This is a genomic window from Alkalicoccus saliphilus (assembly GCF_003044065.1).
Classification (GTDB): Bacteria; Bacillota; Bacilli; order Bacillales; family Salisediminibacteriaceae; genus Alkalicoccus; species Alkalicoccus saliphilus.
Genome location: NZ_PZJJ01000070.1, coordinates 1 through 1,378, shown reverse-complemented (window position 1 = coordinate 1,378; position 1,378 = coordinate 1). Strand labels below are relative to the sequence as shown.

The following is a 1,378-nucleotide window of genomic DNA, read 5'->3' as shown; positions in this document are numbered from 1 at the left end:
TAAAGTGTACCCTATAGAGTAGACACATTAAAAAGTCTACCTATAGGGTACTTTTTTGTATAATGAGAAATAGATAATGAGTAAAGATCGGGGAGAAGATCATGACGAAAAAAACATTCACAGAGAAAGAAATCAACCAATTATCCCTTAATCCGTACGTGAAAGCTGTCAGTGCTAAAGGAATTACCTACACCGAGGACTTTAAACAGCTGTTTATCGCGGAAAGGGAGAAAGGCAAGTTCTCCAGACAGATCTTTGAAGAGGCGGAATTGGATGCAGAGATCCTTGGGATGGAACGGATTCGTTCCGCCAGAAAGAGATGGGAAGCCGCTTATCAAAAGAACGGCGTGTTGGGGCTGCATGATACAAGAAAAGGTCGTACCGGGAGAACGGGAGAACGAAGCTTGTCCCTTCGGGAAAAGAACGTTCGATTAGAAGCACAAATTAACCTCCTCCAGGCGGAAAATGAACTGTTAAAAAAGATTCGGTTCGCGGAAAGGGGGCGAAAGAAGTAATCCTTCCTCCGGGTCAAAAGTTCCTGCTCATTCGTTCCGTCATCAAGAAATACAAGCTCCAAAACATGGTGAGGTATCTTTGCAGGGTCGCAGGCGTTTCCAGAAGTGGTTATTATAACTACTTCTCTTCCGAGTCTCAAGAGCGTAGAAATCAAAGAGAAGCAGGGGATGAAGCCCTGAAACATATCATCCTCAAAGCCTTCTGCCATAAGAATCGCAAGAAAGGCGCGCGTCAAATTAAAATGACATTGGCGGGTCTATTTAAGATGACCTATAACTTGAAAAGAATCCGACGAATCATGAAGAAGTACAACATCATCTGCCCTTTCCGGAAGGCGAATCCCTACAGACGTCTGATGAAGGCCACCCAGGAACATTCAGTGGTACCTAACCTGCTGGAGCGCCAATTTAATCAAGGCAGACCAGGGAAAGTCCTCTTAACAGACATTACGTACCTGACCTACGGAAAAAATTCCAGAGCTTATTTATCGGTGATATTGGATGGGTCGAGCGGGGAAGCTCTGGCTTACCAGGTGTCGGACCGAATGACGATAGAATTAGCCACAGACACCCTCAAAAAATTAAAGAAAAACAAACGGTTTAAAAAGCAGGAAGATTCCCTTCTTCATTCCGATCAAGGAGTTCACTATACCCATCCGCAATTTCAAAAAATGGTGAAACAATTTGGACTACGGCAGTCCATGTCCCGAAGGGGCAATTGTTGGGACAATGCCCCCATCGAATCCTTCTTTGGACACCTGAAAGACGAAACCTCCCTCCCATCCTGTCTAACATTACAAGATCTACATAAGGAAATGAAGCAATATATGACGTACTATAATCACCATAGATATCAATGGAAC

1 protein-coding gene is annotated in these 1,378 nt (G+C 44.0%); it reads left to right on the top strand.

Translation table 11 applies throughout. The features are described from left to right. Positions 1–101 precede the first annotated feature (101 nt). Positions 102–1,378, top strand: a protein-coding gene (locus C6Y45_RS17175; RefSeq protein ID WP_425427882.1) for an IS3 family transposase whose coding sequence is annotated in 2 segments (ribosomal slippage) — positions 102–483 and positions 483–1,378 — 1,278 coding nt annotated over the 2 segments. Because the reading frame shifts where the segments join, the coding sequence is not laid out codon by codon here. This gene is flagged as partial in the annotation.